Raw genomic sequence first — 15759 nt, 5'->3', positions numbered from 1 at the left:
ACAAATAGAAAGATGCCATAGCATAGTAGAGTTAGAAGCTTTCTCTAAATTGTCATGTGACTTCATTAGTATTCATATAATGAAATGGCGTTTCAATTAGTGAAATGATGAAGAGGAGGGTTCACCTTATGACATTTGTGTCCCAAAATGTAAATAGTTTACCCCCGTACTTATTTTCCGTTTTTCATCAAAAGAAAAAGGAGCTAGAGGCACAAGGAATTGATGTTATTGATCTTGGTATTGGAGCTCCTGATTTAAAAACACCTTCCTTTATCGTTAACCGACTGACTGAGGAAGCAAGAAAGTCAGCTCACCATAAGTACTCGCCCTACAGTGGTATTCAAGAGTTTAAAGAAGCTGTAGCTCGCTTTTATAAGAAATATCATGGGGTTTCTCTTAATCCGGATACAGAGATCTTGACTCTTATTGGCTCGAAAGAAGGATTGGCAAATTTAATTCGAGCTGTGGTAGACCCAGGGGACGGTGTCCTCCTTCCTGATCCCGGATATCCAGTCTATCAGTCTGCTGTACATCTAGCTTATGGAAACACGATTCGATTACCCCTTGATCCTAATAACGGATACACCCCTATGTATGAGGAGCTGTCCCAAGAAGATATACAGAAATCCAAAGTCATGTTATTAAACTATCCTAGCAATCCAACAGGGGCTACAGTAGATTATAGAACATTTTTGAAAGCGTTTACATTTGCAAAAAAACATGGTCTTTGTCTTGCCCATGATGCCGCCTATAGTCTTGTTACATTTGATGGCTATAAGGCTCCTAGTTTGCTAGAGGTTCCGGGTGCTAAAGATATTGCTCTTGAATTTGGATCTCTATCTAAAAGCTTTAATATGACTGGTTGGAGGATTGGGTATGTAGCTGGGAATAGAGAATTGATTCGAGCCATGTCGATCATCAAAAGCAACACAGACACAAGTCAATTCATTCCCATTCAACAAGCGGGAGCGACTGCCCTTAATAGTGACTTCAGTACAGTAAGAGAGAATAATAATATCTATGAAGAGCGGTTAGAAAACATACTTATTGTACTGAAAGAACTAAATATTCAAGCAGAAAAACCGCGTGGAACATTCTTTGTTTGGGCAAAAGTTCCAAATGGATATTCATCGCAAACTTTTGCTGAAAAGCTACTTAATGAAGCTGGCGTTATTGTTACCCCGGGTCATGCATTTGGGAAAGGTGGAGAGGGATACTTTCGTTTATCTTTATGTGTTCCAACAGATCGTTTAAATGAAGCTGTTCAACGTATGAAATCTCTGGACTGGGAGGTATCAAATGATTGAGAAGAGTTCAAAACCTACTAAACGTTCGCTTACAAGCGCTCATGCTATTGTAGAGGTTATGAAAATTGAAGGAGTACAACACGTGTTTTGTGTTCCTGGAGAAAGTTACCTCCCCATTATGGATGCGATTTATGATGAACCTTCCATCAAGCTAATATCTGCTCGTCATGAAGGTGGGGCATCTTTCATGGCGGAAGGTTATGCAAAGGCTAGCGGTAAACCGGGTGTGTTAATGGCTACAAGAGGGGTTGGGGGTTCAAACCTTACGATAGGAGTTCATACAGCACGCCAGGATTCCACACCTATGGTTGTATTCCTTGGGCAAGTCCACAGCCACTTCAGGGGACGAGAAGGATTCCAAGAAGTTGATCTTGATCAGTACTTTAGCCATATTGCGAAATGGACGGTGGAAATACGTGATGCTAAAAGGGTTCCGGAATTAGTCCAGAGAGCTTTTAGAGTAGCTCAAACCGGTAGGCCTGGTCCTGTCGTTGTATCTCTCCCAGAAGATCTCTTGATTCAGGAATCTGTCATGGTATTTGGCCCCCCTGTTCGAAGACCTACACCTCGACCATCAAATGATGAAATCGATGATGTTGAAAAGCTTTTACTCTCTTCAGAATATCCATTAATCATTGCTGGAGGAGGCGTCAAGGCTTCTGGAGCTGAGGAAGAACTAAAACGGTTTGCAAATAGGAATCACATTCCCGTAATGGCATCTTTCAGAAGACATGATGCTCTGCCGAATGACCATCCTCTATATTTGGGTCACCTAGGTTTAGGTACTCACAAATCTATTTTAGAAACCGTCCAACAATCAGATGTAATTCTTGCATTTGGCACTCGCTTATCAGAAGTCACAACTCAGGATTACTCAATAATTACTGAAGAGAAAAGGCTTGTTCACATAGATATTGACTACGAATCAATTGGAAAAACCTATCAGCCTGATATTGGCATTGTAGCAGATCTTAAAGAAGGATTGCGGGCTCTATTATCCATTAATCTACCACCTGCGTGGAAGGACTGGGCAAGCGATCGAAGGAAAGTGTATGAAAATGTGACGAGACTTACTCAACAAGATTTAGATTGTCATAGTTTCCATTCACAAATTATAGGTAAGCTACAAGCTCACTTACCTAAGGACGCATTAGTAACAAACGATGCAAGAAACTTTGCGGGTTGGTTACATACCTTCTTTCAGTTTACGGAAAGAAATACGTATGTAGGCCCCACTTCAGGTGCAATGGGATATGGTATGCCTGCCGCTCTTGGAGCGAAGCTTGCTCACCCCCATCGTACAGTTATCTCTCTTTCAGGGGACGGGGGGTTTATGATGACCATGCAGGAAATCGAAACAGCGGTTAGATACAACATCCCCATTATATCAATTGTATTTAACAATAAAATGTACGGAACTATACGCATGCACCAGGAGATGCATTTTCCTTTTAAACCAATCGGCACAGAGCTAGGAAGCGTTCCGTTTACTGATTTGGCCCAATCTATCGGAGCAAGTAGCTATCTCGTTCGTACTATTAATGAATTCGAATTGGCTATTAAACGCGCACTTAAATCCGATAAACCGGTCATCATTGAAATTGAGAGCGATCCGGATCAGATTTCGGTTTCCTCTACGATTGAGGACATCAGAAAACGACACAAGTAAGTGTTATGGACTTCATTGTTCATTAACCATATAACTATCATTCTAAGGAGGTCATTTTCATGACAAAAACACTCATCCAAGAAGAAAAACTAATGAACTTTATTAACGGAAATTGGGTAAACTCCGCGAGTAACCAATTCACAGAAGTGAAGAATCCAGCAAACTTGGAAACACTAGTCCAAGTTCCGTTATCAAGTGAAGCTGATGTGAACGAAGCTGTTCAAACAGCAAAGGAAGCACAAAAAGAATGGGCGCTTGTTCCAGCTCCACAGCGAGCAGAAGTCTTGTATCGTGTAGGGATGTTAATGAAAGAGAGAAAAGAGGAGCTTTCCCAAATTTTAACCATGGAAAATGGAAAAGTCATTGAAGAAGCACGTGGTGAAGTTCAAGAAGGCATCGACATGGCCTTTTATATGGCAGGAGAAGGACGCCGGTTATTTGGTCAAACCACTCCTTCTGAACTAAAAGACAAATTTGCAATGAGCGTACGTGCCCCAGTTGGAGTTGTAGGGATTATTACACCTTGGAACTTCCCAATTGCCATCGCTACTTGGAAGTCATTTCCGGCTATTGTAGCGGGAAATGCTGTTGTTTGGAAACCTGCTACAGAAACTCCTCTAATGGCATATGAACTTGCCAAGATTTTCGAAGAATCTGGTTTGCCAAAAGGTGTGTTAAATGTAGTATTTGGTTCAGGTTCTAAGGTCGGTAATACGATGGTCAACCACAAAGATATACGCGTAATCTCATTTACAGGGTCTAATGATGTAGGGAGATCAATTGCAGCTAAATGCGGAGAGCAACTAAAAAAAGTGTCTCTTGAAATGGGCGGGAAGAACGCGGTGATCGTCATGGATGACGCAGACTTATCTCTGGCAACAGAAGGCATACTATGGAGCGCATTTGGCACCAGCGGACAGCGCTGTACGGCTTGCAGTAGAGTAATTGTACATGAAGATGTAAAAGAACGTCTTGAAGAGCGCCTCCTTGCTGAGATGGAGAAGCTTACTATTGGAAACGGATTAGATGAAACGAATAAAGTTGGCCCGATTATTAACAAAGGTGGTCTTGAAAAGATTGAGCAATACATTAAGATTGGCCAAGAAGAAGGCGCAAAATTACTCGCGGGTGGATATGTATTAAATAATGGAGAATACGCAAATGGAAACTATTTTGCTCCTACGCTGTTTACTGATGCGACACCTGACATGAAGATTGCACAAGAAGAGATATTTGGACCTGTCGTATCATTGATACCTGTTAAGAGTTTTGAAGAAGCAATTGAAGTGAATAACGGTGTCGAATATGGCTTATCTAGTTCTGTTTTCACACGCGATGTAAACCGAGTATTTGCGGCTCAAAGAGATCTAGATACAGGTATTGTATATGTCAATGCAGGAACGACTGGAGCTGAAATCCATCTGCCATTTGGAGGAACGAAAGGAACAGGGAATGGACATCGCGATTCAGGAGTAGCGGCTCTTGATGTGTTTACAGAGTGGAAAGCTGTCTATGTTGATTACAGTGGTAAACTCCAACGAGCACAAATCGACGTTGATTAATTCTAAAAAGGGGGACTTGATCTTATGAAAATAGGTGTATTAGGTTCGGGTTTAATGGGGAAAGAAGCCGCACGTGACTTAACTCAAAATCCAGCAGTTGTAGAAGTTGGGCTGGCCGATATTGATTTAGGGCGAGCGGAATCAGTATGTCGTATACTGAACTCTTCTAAACTTAAAGCGTATCAAGTTGATGCTGGGAACCCTGTAGAATTAAAAGCATATATAAGACAATTCGATGTCATCATAAATGCGTTGTTCTACTCCTTTAACGAACGAGTCGCTCAGGCAGCGATTGAGGTTGGGGTAAGCTCGGTTGACTTAGGTGGTCATATCGGAAGCGTTACAGATAACGTTCTTCGTATGCACGGTGACGCTGATGTAGCTAATGTAACGATTATACCTGACCTCGGTGTTGCCCCTGGTATGATTAACATTTTATCAGGTTATGGGGCTAGCAAACTAGATCAGCCTGAATCGATTCGTTTATTTGTTGGAGGTATCCCTGTGAAACCAGAAGCACCACTTGAATATAATCATGTTTTCTCCATGGAAGGATTACTTGACCACTATACGGATCCATCTACGATTATTCGGAATGGATCAAGGCAACAAGTATCTTCCTTAACGGAAGTTGAACGTCTTTATTTTGATAAATTTGGCCCACTTGAGGCGTTCCATACCTCTGGAGGTACCTCAACGTTGCTTCATTCTTTTCCCAACATTCATGACCTTGAGTATAAAACAATACGATATCCAGGTCATGCGGAGAAAATGAAGCTGTTAGTAGATCTTAATCTTACAAGTAATGACTATGAGGTAGAGATAAACGGAATTAAGGTGAAACCTCGCGAAGTACTTCTTAAAACCATTGATCCAATTGTTGACCTGAAGGATAAAGATGATGCAGTACTCTTACGTGTTCAAGTAAGCGGGCTAAAAAATGGCCAAAAAACGACTTATGAATATGAGATGGTGACGTTTAAAGACCGTTCTAGTAACGTTACCGCAATGGCGCGTGCGACTGCTAATACTATATCAGTCGTTTCACAATTAATTGGTAGCGGTCAAATTACGAAAAGAGGCGTACACCCCCCTGAAAAAATTGTGCCAGGGGATGTCTACATTAAAGAAATGGCGAAACGAGGTGTCGAGATAAAAGAAAAGATGACGATCCATCCATCACATGTACAAATTTAAGTTTACTAAAGGAGGGATCAACTGATCTCTCCTTTTTATAACAGTTGACACGAATAAGATGAGGGCACGTCAAACAAAGGAGACCTAAGATGAATCAGAGTGTCATTAAAGCTTTGAAACTACTGGACTACTTTACAGAAGAGACACCAGAACTAACCCTCAAAGACATCACGATACAATCAAACCTCCCTAAGGCTACTGCTTATCGTCTACTTTCATCGCTCGAACAAGAAGGCTTTCTCGTAAAATCAAAGGAATCTGAGTATGATAGTCGTTACCGTCTAGGAATTAAGTTAATGGAACTCGGGTATCGTGTCGCAGATCAAATCGAGATACGACGCATTGCGAAGCCATTCATGGAAAGTCTAGCTCATGAGATAAACGAGGTTATTCATCTTGCAATAGCAAATGATGATAAAGCGACCTATATTGAGAAAGTTGATTCGAAACGGGCGCTCCGCTTGTATACTAAGATCGGTAAAACGGTCCCCCTTTATTTAGGTTCGGGTCCTAAACTTCTTCTTGCATTTTTGCACTCAGATAAACAACTGCGTATTTTAAGAGAATTATCAATGTCTTCCGTGAATGAGTCTGCTCAAATCGATTTAGAAGATCTTAAGCTTGAATTAGAAGTGATCCAAACACAAGGATACTCAGTCAGTAAGGGAGAGCAAGACCATGATACAACGGGAATCTCCTATCCAATCTTTAATCATAAGAAAGAAGTTATAGCCGCTCTTGCTGTAAGCGGATTGTCGAGTCATTTCGAAGGGGATAATTTGAGATTGATTAAGGATGCTGCATCGCGTTTTGCTCATCAAATTTCTATAAATATGGGTTATCGACAATACTAATGGGGGGATTATGTGAAGACATACTTCGTTGCTGGTCACGCTAGACTGCCCGCCGGAATGGCTGCGCACAATATGTATGATGTCTTAACGATCACAGCAGAAGTGGACTGTAACTATGGCGTCATCCTAGAGGCTAACTGTACACTAGCAACAGAACATGGGCGTCAGTTTATTAGTCAACTTCTTAAGGGGTATAGTTTGAGGCATACTGTTGATGAACCTATAGAAGCTATACGACAGCATTACTTAGGGAAAGCAGGTAATGCTCTCGTATCCGCTTTAAGGGATTTACACAAACAGTTCGAACTACAATACGAGTCCAAGCATTCATAGTCACACCTATGGATGCTTTTTTTTCATGAACAAAAACTCTCTCATGAATGAACGAGTCATCCAAAAGAGAGTAACGTCTTTATTCATCAATCATCGTCGAGATATATTTAATGTTCACATACTCATGGATCCCCTGTGATCCGCCTTCCTTCCCAATTCCCGATTGCTTCACACCTCCGAATGGAGCTTCCGGAACAGCTGGAAACACATCATTTACTCCTACAATCCCATATTCAAGAGCTTCTGATACTCTCGTAGCACGACTTAGATTTTCAGTAAACAAGTAGGCTGCCAGACCATAATCTGTATCATTGGCTTTATGAATTACGTCTGCTTCTTCTATAAATGACTGAAGCGGAAGAAGGGGGCCAAACGTTTCTTCTCGCATTACTTTCATATCATTATTGGCCTGCGTCAGTAGAGTGGGGGAATAGAAGTGTCCACTTAATCCTACCTGGAGGGGAGCACCTCCGTTTAGAACGTTCGCTCCTTTTTGAATAGCATCCTCTAAGTGCAATTGCACTTTATCAAGTGATTGACGATTAATAAGTGGACCTAAATCAATCCCTTTTTCTAACCCGTTCCCTGCTTTTAGAAGAGAGATCTTTTCTTGCAGCAAGTTGGTGAAACGTTCTTTAACATTTTCATGTACATAAACACGATTAGCACATATACACGTTTGGCCACTATTACGAAATTTGCTCGCTAAGGTTTGACTAGCAGCCCGTTCTAGATTTGCATCTTCAAACACAAGGATCGGCGCATGACCACCCAGTTCGAGCGAAAGTTTCTTAACGGTACTTGCACTACCTTTCATTAAAAGTTTTCCAACTTCTGTAGACCCCGTAAAGGTAATCAGACGTACGTCTCTACTCTCCATTAGTGCTGAACCTATTTCTTCAGCATCGCCTGTAACTAAATTAACAACTCCATCGGGAACGCCTGCTTCAGCTAAAATGGAAACTAGTTCTATAGCAGATAAAGGCGTTTCGGGTGCGGGTTTTAAGATAACGGTACACCCTGAAGCAAGTGCTGGAGCAAGCTTTCTAGCAATCATGGAAGAAGGAAAGTTCCAAGGAGTAATGGCTGCTATTACTCCAACAGGTTCTGGCTTCACAAGTAGTCGTTTGCCTGGAATGGAAGAGGGGATCCACTCTCCGTATAAACGATTTGCTTCCTCAGCATACCAAAGAAAAAAGTTTGCAGCCGAACGGATTTCTCCCTTCGCTTCTGCCAATGGCTTGCCTTGTTCCATCGTTAAGATTGTAGAGAGGTGGTCCACACGTTCTAATAATAACTCGTGTGTTTTATATAAAATTTTTGAACGTTCCCGCGCGGTCTTCCTGGACCATTCCCGGAAGGCGAGGGAAGCGGATTGGATTGCGTTCTCTGTTTCTGTTCGGCCTGCCCATGATACATCCGTTAGTTTCTTAAGCGTCGCGGGATTGATGACACTTTCAGTTCTTCCTGAATTAGCAGGTTGCCACTTTCCATTTATAAAAAGGGAATCTAAGCTTTTATCCCATGTAATCATGTATTTCTCCTCCTAATCTTCAAATGGCCATTCAGGGAGCATGTGATCAAGAGCTTTGTCTTTACGATACCCCAGAACATAATCCGCTTGCATGATTGTATGAATTTCTCTAGTTCCTTCATAAATGACTGGAGCTTTAGAGTTACGCAGGTAGCGCTCAACAGGATATTCATTTGAATACCCATATGCGCCATGGATTTGAACAGCATCATCCGCTGCTTTGTTTGCAAAATCACACGCCTGCCATTTAGCTAACGAGGTTTCACGGGTATTCCGTTTACCACTATTCTTTAACTCACCAGCTTTCCAAACTAACAAGCGGCTCATTTGAAGACCAGCTTCCATATTCGCAATCATTTGTTTTACTAATTGATGTTTTCCGATTTCTTTTCCAAATGTCTTGCGTTCATGGCAGTAGTCTACGCTCGCTTCAAGGCACGCCATAATTTGCCCACATGCTCCAGCAGCTACTGTGAATCGACCGTTGTCGAGTGCAGCCATGGCAATTTTAAAGCCATCGCCTTCTTTTCCGAGTAGATTTTCCTTTGGTACGCGTACATCATCAAAAAATAATCCTCCCGTGTTCCCTGCTCGGATACCAAGTTTCCCTTTCGTCGCTTTAGAGGAGAATCCAGGCATAGTGCGTTCGACGATAAAACATGAAATTCCATGGTGGCTTTTTTCCTTATCCGTATAGGCAAATACAAGGAAATGATCTGCCGTATCACAAAGGGAGATCCATGTTTTTTGTCCATTTAGAATATAATCATCACCATCTCGCTTCGCTGTCGACTGTAAAGATGCCACATCAGATCCAGCACCAGGTTCTGTTAACCCAAATGCTCCAACCTTTTCACCTTTAGCCTGAGGGACCAGGTATTTTAATTTCTGATCTTCATTTCCCCATTGAAGTAATGTCATACTATTTAAACCTGTATGCACAGATACAGCAGTTCGAAAGGCTGTATCGCCACGTTCTAACTCTTCACACACGATGGCTAAAGAATTATAATCCATCCCACTTCCGCCGTATTTAGAGGGGATGCATACGCCCATTAGTCCAAGTTCAGAAATTTTTTTCAAAGTATTCATGTCAAAGTGACCTTTAGCATCCCATTCACCTATATGGGGCATGATTTCATGATCAACAAAGTCATGGACTGTTTTACGAAGCATTTCTTGTTCTTCTGATAATTCAAAGTTCATCGTAATCATCTCCTTATATTGATTGATCGTGTTTCATTCGTTTAATTTCTTCTTCACTATATCCAAGAGCATCTAATATTTCTGTTGTGTGCTCTCCTGGTTCAGGGGGATGGGCAAATAAAGATGTTGGGGTTCGTGATAAGTTTAAAGGACTTCCAATCATCCGAATTTCACCAGCTTTAGGGTGTAAAGCAGTTAAAAGCATATTCCGAGCTTTTAACTGTGGATCCTCTACAAGCTCATTTATTGTTTGGATAGGTCCGAAGGGGACACCTTCTTTATGACAGAGGTCTTTCCAGTAAGCGGTTGGTTGCTTTGAGAATGCTTTTTGTAATAGTGGTGTTAGTTGCTGGCGGTGAGCAACTCGATCAGGATTCGTTTTAAAAAGAGGATCCTCTGAGAGTTCAGGATAGTCTATCAGTTTACAAAGAGAACTAAATTGCCTGTCATTACCAACTGCAATCACCATTTCTCCATCGGACGAGTAAAAAGTTTGATATGGGACGATATTGGCATGATGGTTTCCTAATCTCTCTGGAACATCTCCAGACATAAGATAGTTGCTACCAATATTAATAAGAGAGGATACCGCTGCATCGTAAAGAGAGAGATCAATCATTTGTCCTTTTCCTGATTTCTCTCGTTCAATAAGAGCACTCTGTATACCAATACATGCATAAAGCCCTGTAAGAACATCTGTAATGGCGATTCCTAGCTTCTGAGGACCTGATTGTTCATCGCCTGTAATGCTCATCAGTCCGCTCATAGCTTGAATGATAAAGTCATAGCCTGGGAGATGTTGATAAGGACCCGTTTCTCCGAAGCCTGTAATCGAACAATATACGATACGCGGGTTTATATCGTTTAATGACTTGTAATCTAAACCAAGACGCTCCATTGTACCTGTTTTAAAATTATGCATCACTACATCACTTCTTTTTACTAATTTATAGATGATCTCCTTTCCTTTTTTTGATTTTAAATTGACCGTAATGCTTTTTTTATTTCGATTGGTGCAAATATAATAAGCACTAACACCTTCTTGAAACGGTGGCCCCCATTTCCTTGTATCATCACTACCTCCTGGGGCTTCAACTTTTATCACTTCAGCACCAAGATCTCCAAGAATCATGGAACAATAGGGACCTGCTAAAACGCGCGTGAGGTCCAGGACTCGAATACCTTCTAAAGAAGTGCTCACGTTATATCACGCTCCTTATACCGAATAAAAAAGCCAGCTTGAATTACACACATGTATATGCGTGAATTCAAACTGGCTTTTGACCTGCTGATTCCTGTCCTTAAAGAGGGCAGGGGAGCAAGGTAAACAGTTTAATGTTATGAAAAATAAGTGTGGTAAAAGGAAAATCCGTCTGTTCTTGCCTGGGATAGACTTTGAGACAGATTCATGCCTTTATTTAATTTTAAAATATTCTGACAATAAAGTAAATAGATTTTTTCTTTTCTGTGACTAAAACTCATGGTTAGGTTGTAAATAGGCGATAAGTGGTATAATATCAAGGAAAACCTGAGTAAAAGAAAGGTAGTTGAAATCAGTGATTGAACATATCGTTTTATTCAAATTTGAGGAACAGACAACAAAAGAACAACAAAATGAAGCTATTAAAAGACTCACATCTCTCCGACACGAAATTCCAGGCATTATCGATATACAAGCTGGCTTGAATTTCTCAGATCGAAACAAAGGGTACGAATTAGGCTTAACAGTACGCTTCGAAGACAAGGAAGCTCTTGAGCAATACGGACCGCATGAGAAGCATCAGGAAGTGGTTGCATACTTAAAAGAAATTGGGCTTTCTGATATTTTAGTTGTGGATTTTGAAATGTAGATCTTCCTTACAATATTGTTTGTTTTTATAGAAAGAAATGCGCCTTACTTCATGTTAGGCGTATTCCTTTTTCACTCTCCGTTAGTTATATAGGCATCCCGAGTGCTAAAACTCGACTCCGAGAACATATGTTTGTATAATGGGTATATACAAATATATTCCTTTCGTTACCTGAATAACTAAAGAGGGAGTGGCGCTATTATGCCTCGTGAGCCTGGTATATCAGATCAGTACCTTATAGACTTATACAAGAAGGGGACACCTTTCAAAAAGATGTCAGTTCTCTCAGGGTTATCAGATCGCGCAATACGTAATATTATGTATAAGAATAATGTGAAGATGAATCGTGAGCAATATTCAGGACAACCGAGGAAACACGCTGTGAACGAAGATTTTTTCAAGAACTGGAGTCACCAAATGGCATGGGTATTAGGGCTTTTTATCACAGATGGGTGTGTCAATCAATCGAATAGTATTTCATTTTCTCAAAAAGATGAGAGACTGTTGCGACTGGTTGCAAAGTTTATGGATGCTAAATATGAAATAATACAACCAGTATCCACACGAAAGGTATCTGTTCTAAATGTTAATTCAAAGATCATCAAAAAAGACTTAGAAAGGTTAGGGATCTTCGCAAATAAGTCAAGAACTGTGCGCTTTCCATATGTTCCAAAGGATTACTTATCATCATTTATTAGAGGAGTAATTGATGGAGATGGTTGGGTAGATCGAGAAGGTTATGTAATGAATGTTACTTCTGCAAGTCTAAGCTTTGCAAAAGGAATTCTTGAAACATTCCGAGCTTGGGAGCTTCGTTGCAATTTAACTCGACAGTTAAGCAGTTCTCAAAAAGTATATTATCGCGTATGGGTGAAAGGAAAAGAAGACTTATTAAAGCTATCAGATATTGTGTATCAACATGCCATAGAAGACTGTGTCTATCATAAGAGAGATTTAATGAAGAACCCCGAACATAAAAGTACATCTAACAGGGTTAAATTTAGAACAAACGTTAGTAAGGAATTATTAGATAGCGTAAGACATGAAGCGAAAAAAAGAGGAAAGTATGGCAATTATATAATTGAAGAAGCATTGAAATCGATCCTTGATCATGGGAATATTAAACATTTGGAGAGATCAAAACCACAGGATCGCATCCAATATAAAACCACTTATGATAAAAAATTATTAGAAAATGCTAAAACAATCGCTAAACAATCAAATATTAGGATGAACGAATTAATTGAATTGAGCATTAGAGAATGGGTTATAATAAATATAGAAAGTAAAGAGAGAAGATGACATACATCACTTCTTTTATTTTTTTATTTTCTAGTTAACATAATATATATTATCGGTAGTCATTACTGAATCAACAATCTCATCTCATAACCAAAGTATACTCTTGATATTGAGATGAGATTTATATTTTTAATACGATAATTTATAACATTTATACCGTGAATTTTATATAATACTAATTAAGTTTCATTCACTTAAAACCATTCATCTAAAAGTTTAATCTATATTATAAATGATCATCATTCATAGTTAATCCTTTATTCTGATCATTCGATTCATAAATACTTACAATCGTACGAACCAATAATTTCGCATAGTTCCCATTACTATCTTGATCTCCATGAATAGTTAGAATCATATCTTTTAGCTGCAATACAAACGGATCCGGTAACTCTTGAACCTTTAGCGCTGTATATTTTCCTTCCTGAGTAATAAATACTCCTTTTCCTATTTCAACTTTCACTATACCTTTTTCAAAAATGAATTCAGTTCGCTGTGTAGGCACAACAGAAAATCCAGACATTGAGATCGTTACAGGCACGCCCGTACCCGTTTCCAAATAAACCGTCCCACTCCCTTCTACATCTGTTTGTAAGATGGCCTTCGGGTAGTATAAATTCGCTTTCACAAAAGTAAAAATTGAATTTGTGAGCCACTGAATCTTATCAATTGAATGAGTTCCAAGGTTCATAAAGATCCCCCCTCCTGCCTTTTCTTTCTCCAAGAACCATTTCGGTCGGTCAGGATCAAAATATGGAACGAACCTTGAGTCATTTACCATCAATAGCGGCCCTAAATCATGAGTCTCTATATATTCTTTAGCCGTGATGTTTTCTGCTAGATAATGTTGAGTATGAGCAACCATAAGCTTTACACCGTTATCTTTTACACACTGCAGAATCTCATCGCATTCAGCAGTGGTTAAAGCCATTGGTTTCTCTAACAAGATATGGCATCCTTCTTTCGCGGAGAAAAGTGCTGCTTCCTTATGGAGGAAATGTGGAAGAGTAATAATCACGAGGTCTGGTGTTTCTTTCACGATCATTTCTTTATATGATGTGTACCCTTTAACACCGCTCTTTGCAGCTATATTCATGGCTTTATTAGAGTCGTTGTCTGCCACAGCTAACAATTGAGTACCAGTGATTTCTTTAATCGCTTTCAAATGGTGTTGCGCTATAATCCCAGCTCCAATTACACATATCGATAAGCTCATAAGCTATACTCCTAATTCTGAAGTTAGTTGACGTAATAGAGCATGATCTTCACTCGCGTTGGAAAATACTTCATTAGTATTCTCATCTCTTGATGCTACTCCAGCTGTAAATTCAATTGAATAAGACCCCGTAAACTGATGTTCATGTAATTTAGTTATACGCTTTCTCACAAACGATTCTTCTCTGCTCAACAGATGAAACAGTTTGTTATTGTACAGACTGACATGAGCGTGTGTAATAGATGAACCTAAGTGTTGAAACCATTCTTCTATATTTACTTGATTATGAAAAGGGTGAATAATCGCCTTCACTCGATTAGAACCGATTTGGTCAAGAAACTGGTAAGCTGTTTCTGGGTCTTCCATAATCGTTCCTGGATGACATTCACACAGAAGCTGACATGAGTCAGGCAATTGATTTAACATGTCTTTCACATGTGAAATATACATGTTTATATGCTCCATTGAATGACCTAAGTTAAACTTAACTGCCTTACATTTAAGCTCATGTACTAAATTTACGATTTTCTCCCTCTCCTGTTCATATCCATCTTCAAATTTTATATATGAGTTAAACACATCAATAGACAAATCACTATGCTTTAATTCAGCTCGCTCATAATCTGTTGCTTTTAGGGCATGATTTTGCCACAATTCTATCCCATCAAAGCCTTCTTCCTTTATAGCGTGTACCCATTTACTAACTTGAATAGAAGGTATTTGGCCATCTTCCCAACGGTTTTTCTCCAATAAAACAGTATTTAAGAGAATCTTTGGCATGAACTCTCCCCTTTTTAATGATAGCTACAGTTAGAAAGGATCTCTTCTTGGAAAGGCTGCAAATCTATTCGGTATATAGACCTTGGACGTCCTCGTTTATTCGATTGTTCCTCTCCAATCACTGTAGCAATTCGGTGATGCTCAAGATTAGATAAGATTCTTCTGGCGCTCCGAAGGGTAATTGAAAATCCTTTGGCAAGTTCTGAAGTTGTAATGGTATTCTTCCCATTCGAATAACAGAGGCACTGAAGCCTGTGAAGTGTTTTTGCACTTACCCTTAGATCTTGCATCAATTGAAAAGCCGATGGGTTTTCCAACCGAATATTTTCACTAGTCTCGATTTTCTCTTGGATTGCATACTGTCTAACCTCTTCTGTAACATGATTCAAGGATTGTTTTATACATTTTTGGGTTGGCACAATCAAGTGTACAGGTATGCTCAAATCCTCTAATTGATCTTTAATAAAGGGATCACATGTGACAACACACTGAGCTTGCCTTTTGTTCCATAGTTCAACATGATGCCTTAAAACCTGATCTCTCCCTCCCTCTTTGTATTCAGTGAAGATAATTCCTTTTCCGGAGAGCTCTTCAGATATACTAGAATGGGCAAGATTCATTGCGTCAACACTAATCGTATAATGACCTGTTTGTTCAGGAACGTATTCATAACTACATTTAAATAGACTCGAGTAAAGAGTGCTTTCAGAGATCGCAAGTGTAAAGACTGGTATGTGTTCAATAGTTGTTAAAAGTTCTTTCGGAAACTTTAGAGGATTGGCGAGTACAATTGCGTGAAATTGGTTTACGTCTTCTGAAAATGGCTGATCTGCCTGATCGATATACGGAACGAACGTAAATTGTTGATATAGGTACTTAAACTCCATGACTTTCTTAACGATTTCTTCACAACCAATCAGCAATACAGTAAAATTCATTTTCCTTCACA

At 39.8% G+C, this 15759-nt stretch carries 14 protein-coding genes; 8 read left to right on the top strand and 6 right to left on the bottom strand.

Features of this window, described 5'->3' with window-relative positions; genetic code table 11:
* Positions 1–128: 128 nt before the first annotated feature.
* The 6 genes from IMZ31_RS09395 to IMZ31_RS09370 all read left to right on the top strand — a co-directional run bounded on the left by IMZ31_RS09395 (position 129) and on the right by IMZ31_RS09370 (position 6922).
* The gene (locus IMZ31_RS09395) at positions 129–1307 is read left to right on the top strand and encodes an aminotransferase class I/II-fold pyridoxal phosphate-dependent enzyme (protein ID WP_207530227.1); all 1179 of its coding nucleotides are present in this window, start codon (positions 129–131) and stop codon (positions 1305–1307) included.
* Positions 1300–2976 (top strand): thiamine pyrophosphate-dependent enzyme, encoded by a 1677-nt coding sequence (locus IMZ31_RS09390; protein ID WP_207530226.1) that lies wholly within the window; start codon positions 1300–1302, stop codon positions 2974–2976. The genes IMZ31_RS09395 and IMZ31_RS09390 overlap by 8 nt, the downstream gene beginning before the upstream one ends.
* A gap of 59 nt (positions 2977–3035) precedes the next feature.
* Positions 3036–4538: an aldehyde dehydrogenase family protein gene (locus IMZ31_RS09385; protein ID WP_207530225.1), complete on the top strand. Its 1503-nt coding sequence runs from the start codon at positions 3036–3038 to the stop codon at positions 4536–4538.
* 24 nt (positions 4539–4562) lie between these two features.
* Complete coding sequence (locus IMZ31_RS09380) at positions 4563–5735, top strand: saccharopine dehydrogenase family protein (protein ID WP_207530224.1); 1173 nt, start codon at positions 4563–4565, stop codon at positions 5733–5735.
* Positions 5736–5824: 89 nt separating this feature from the next.
* Entirely contained in the window at positions 5825–6589 is a 765-nt protein-coding gene (locus tag IMZ31_RS09375; RefSeq protein ID WP_207530223.1) for an IclR family transcriptional regulator, read from the top strand.
* 12 nt (positions 6590–6601) lie between these two features.
* Positions 6602–6922, top strand: coding sequence for a DUF3870 domain-containing protein (locus IMZ31_RS09370; RefSeq protein WP_207530222.1), 321 nt, complete (start codon positions 6602–6604; stop codon positions 6920–6922).
* Between the two features lie 79 nt (positions 6923–7001).
* Here the strand turns inward: IMZ31_RS09370 and IMZ31_RS09365 are convergent, their stop codons facing one another.
* The 3 genes from IMZ31_RS09365 to IMZ31_RS09355 are packed head-to-tail and all read right to left on the bottom strand — an operon-like array spanning position 7002 to position 10863.
* Positions 7002–8456 (bottom strand): NAD-dependent succinate-semialdehyde dehydrogenase, encoded by a 1455-nt coding sequence (locus IMZ31_RS09365; RefSeq protein WP_207530221.1) that lies wholly within the window; start codon positions 8454–8456, stop codon positions 7002–7004.
* Between the two features lie 12 nt (positions 8457–8468).
* Positions 8469–9662 carry an acyl-CoA dehydrogenase family protein gene (locus IMZ31_RS09360; protein ID WP_207530220.1) on the bottom strand — a complete coding sequence of 398 codons (1194 nt, stop codon included), beginning with the start codon at positions 9660–9662 and terminating at the stop codon, positions 8469–8471.
* Positions 9663–9675: 13 nt separating this feature from the next.
* Entirely contained in the window at positions 9676–10863 is a 1188-nt protein-coding gene (locus IMZ31_RS09355; protein ID WP_207530219.1) for a CaiB/BaiF CoA transferase family protein, read from the bottom strand.
* Between the two features lie 355 nt (positions 10864–11218).
* On the opposite strand from IMZ31_RS09355, the gene IMZ31_RS09350 reads away from it, so the two are divergent.
* Both IMZ31_RS09350 and IMZ31_RS09345 read left to right on the top strand, forming a co-directional pair.
* Positions 11219–11512, top strand: a complete 294-nt coding sequence (locus tag IMZ31_RS09350) for a Dabb family protein (RefSeq protein ID WP_207530218.1) — start codon at positions 11219–11221, stop codon at positions 11510–11512.
* 417 nt (positions 11513–11929) lie between these two features.
* Positions 11930–12814, top strand: coding sequence for an LAGLIDADG family homing endonuclease (locus IMZ31_RS09345; protein WP_207530217.1), 885 nt, complete (start codon positions 11930–11932; stop codon positions 12812–12814).
* Between the two features lie 226 nt (positions 12815–13040).
* On the opposite strand, the gene IMZ31_RS09340 is transcribed toward IMZ31_RS09345, so the two are convergent.
* From IMZ31_RS09340 to IMZ31_RS09330, 3 genes are read right to left on the bottom strand one after another with little or no spacing between them, the layout of a single operon-like run.
* Positions 13041–14030, bottom strand: a complete 990-nt coding sequence (locus IMZ31_RS09340) for a Gfo/Idh/MocA family protein (protein ID WP_207530216.1) — start codon at positions 14028–14030, stop codon at positions 13041–13043.
* Positions 14031–14033: 3 nt separating this feature from the next.
* Positions 14034–14810: a sugar phosphate isomerase/epimerase family protein gene (locus tag IMZ31_RS09335; protein WP_207530215.1), complete on the bottom strand. Its 777-nt coding sequence runs from the start codon at positions 14808–14810 to the stop codon at positions 14034–14036.
* A gap of 14 nt (positions 14811–14824) precedes the next feature.
* Positions 14825–15748, bottom strand: a complete 924-nt coding sequence (locus tag IMZ31_RS09330) for a hypothetical protein (protein WP_207530214.1) — start codon at positions 15746–15748, stop codon at positions 14825–14827.
* Positions 15749–15759: the final 11 nt, after the last annotated feature.

It is taken from the genome of Pontibacillus sp. ALD_SL1 (genome assembly GCF_017355605.1).
This window is presented reverse-complemented; position numbering and strand designations above follow the sequence as displayed.

Excerpts from the sequence above, each read along its gene's own strand:
- IMZ31_RS09395 (WP_207530227.1), top strand. The coding sequence starts at position 129 with ATGACATTTGTGTCCCAAAATGTAAATAGTTTACCCCCGTACTTATTT.
- IMZ31_RS09390 (WP_207530226.1), top strand. The coding sequence starts at position 1,300 with ATGATTGAGAAGAGTTCAAAACCTACTAAACGTTCGCTTACAAGCGCT.
- IMZ31_RS09385 (WP_207530225.1), top strand. The coding sequence starts at position 3,036 with ATGACAAAAACACTCATCCAAGAAGAAAAACTAATGAACTTTATTAAC.
- IMZ31_RS09380 (WP_207530224.1), top strand. The coding sequence starts at position 4,563 with ATGAAAATAGGTGTATTAGGTTCGGGTTTAATGGGGAAAGAAGCCGCA.
- IMZ31_RS09375 (WP_207530223.1), top strand. The coding sequence starts at position 5,825 with ATGAATCAGAGTGTCATTAAAGCTTTGAAACTACTGGACTACTTTACA.
- IMZ31_RS09365 (WP_207530221.1), bottom strand. The coding sequence starts at position 8,456 with ATGATTACATGGGATAAAAGCTTAGATTCCCTTTTTATAAATGGAAAG.
- IMZ31_RS09360 (WP_207530220.1), bottom strand. The coding sequence starts at position 9,662 with ATGAACTTTGAATTATCAGAAGAACAAGAAATGCTTCGTAAAACAGTC.
- IMZ31_RS09345 (WP_207530217.1), top strand. The coding sequence starts at position 11,930 with ATGGCATGGGTATTAGGGCTTTTTATCACAGATGGGTGTGTCAATCAA.
- IMZ31_RS09340 (WP_207530216.1), bottom strand. The coding sequence starts at position 14,030 with ATGAGCTTATCGATATGTGTAATTGGAGCTGGGATTATAGCGCAACAC.
- IMZ31_RS09335 (WP_207530215.1), bottom strand. The coding sequence starts at position 14,810 with ATGCCAAAGATTCTCTTAAATACTGTTTTATTGGAGAAAAACCGTTGG.
- IMZ31_RS09330 (WP_207530214.1), bottom strand. The coding sequence starts at position 15,748 with ATGAATTTTACTGTATTGCTGATTGGTTGTGAAGAAATCGTTAAGAAA.